Here is a 2017-nt window from a genome sequence, read left to right as displayed (position 1 = left end):
ATAAGTTCATTGACATGTTGAGCAGAGAATGCAACAGAGTGTTTTTCTGTCCGAAAGGACAGAGGGACGAAGACTGCATATATCCTTGAAGCAAAAGGGGGATGTATGTAAAGAGTAAGTGAACAAGGGCGTACGGGGGATGCCTAGGCTCTCAGAGGCGAAGAAGGACGTGCCAAGCTGCGAAAAGCCGCGGGGACCTGCAAGGGGGTTTGATCCGCGGATGTCCGAATGGGGCAACCCATCCACAGCGATGTGGATATTCCGAAAAGGAAGGCGAACGTGGGGAACTGAAACATCTAAGTACCCACAGGAAGAGAAAACAACAGTGATTCCGTGAGTAGTGGCGAGCGAAAGCGGAACAGCCCAAACCGTGCATGTTACGGCATGCGCGGGGTTATAGGACCTGCAGGATTGTATTGAATGTGACCGGAACACAGTGGGAACTGTGGCCATAGCGGGTGAGAGCCCCTTACGGGAAGCATGAGATACGAGGCGGGTATCCTGAGTAGGCCGGGACAGGAGAAATCCCGGTTGAATTTGCCGGCACCATCCGGTAAGGCTAAATACTCCTGAGAGACCGATAGTGAACAAGTACCGTGAGGGAAAGGTGAAAAGTACCGTGAATAACGGGGTGAAATAGAACCTGAAACCGTGCGCCTACAAGCGGTCGGAGCGGAGCGATTCCGTGACGGCGTGCCTTTTGCATAATGAGCCTACGAGTTACTCCTCACTGGCGAGGTTAAGTGCATGGATGCACGCAGCCGGAGCGAAAGCGAGTCTGAACAGGGCGCTTAGTCAGTGGGGGTAGACGCGAAACTTTGTGATCTACCCATGGACAGGTTGAAGCGGCGGTAAGACGCCGTGGAGGACCGAACCGATAAGCGTTGAAAAGCTTCCGGATGATCTGTGGGTAGGGGTGAAAGGCCAATCAAACTGAGAAATAGCTCGTACTCCCCGAAATGTTTTTAGGAACAGCGTCGTGGAATGTATGGCGGAGGTAGAGCTACCGATAGGACTAGGGGGAGTCATATCCTACCAAATCCTGACGAACTCCGAATGCCGCCATACAGTAACGGCAGTGAGGGCTTGGGTGCTAAGGTCCGAGTCCGAGAGGGAAAGAACCCAGACCTACCGCTAAGGTCCCGAAATCCACACTAAGTTGAACAAAGGTGGTCCAGCTGCTTAGACAGCCAGGAGGTTAGCTTGGAAGCAGCTATTCCTTTAAAGAGTGCGTAACAGCTCACTGGTCGAGCGGCAGGGCGTCGATAATAAACGGGCATCAAGTGTGGTACCGAAGCGTAGGATTTACGGCAACGTATAATGGTAGGGGAGCATTCCAACGGCGGTGAATGTGCATGGCGATGTGCACTGGAGCTTTTGGAAAAGCAAATGTAGGCATAAGTAACGATAATGCGGGTGGGAAACCCGCACACCGATAGACCAAGGTTTCCTGATCAATGCTAATCAGATCAGGGTCAGTCGGGACCTAAGGCGCACCCGAAAGGGACAGCCGATGGACAACAGGTGAATATTCCTGTACCGCGCGTATGATAAAAGCGACGTAGGGGTGTACCCGGTGCGCACTGACGGAATAGTGCGTTGAACCACATGAGAGTGTGGGATAGTACACGGAGGCCTCGGCCGAAGTGATAATCCGGGGAAGCAACTTCCAAGAAAAGCGAATACGCGTGCCCGTACCGCAAACCGACACAGGTGGTCAAGGAGAGGATCCTGAGGTGCTCGAGTGAATCATGGCTAAGGAACTCGGCAAAATGGCCCTGTAACTTCGGGAGAAGGGGCGCCTACCCTCACTTCGGTGAGGGAGGCCGCAGTGAAAAGGCCCAGGCGACTGTTTAGCAAAAACACATGGCTTTGCGAACTCGAAAGAGGAAGTATAAGGCCTGACACCTGCCCGGTGCCGGAAGGTTAAGAGGGGAGCTCAGCGCAAGCGAAGGTTTGAATCGAAGCCCCGGTAAACGGCGGCCGTAACTATAACGGTCCTAAGGTAGCGAAATTC

Annotated in this window: 1 rRNA gene; it reads left to right on the top strand. The window is 53.3% G+C overall.

The window, feature by feature from the left end:
* Positions 1–112: 112 nt before the first annotated feature.
* Positions 113–2017: ribosomal RNA gene (locus NU887_RS21010) — 23S ribosomal RNA — on the top strand; the annotation flags it as partial.

The organism is Aquiflexum gelatinilyticum, assembly GCF_024741135.1.
Classification (GTDB): Bacteria; Bacteroidota; Bacteroidia; order Cytophagales; family Cyclobacteriaceae; genus Cognataquiflexum; species Cognataquiflexum gelatinilyticum.
Note: the sequence above shows the minus strand (reverse complement) of the source record. Positions and strands in the feature narration are given on the sequence as shown.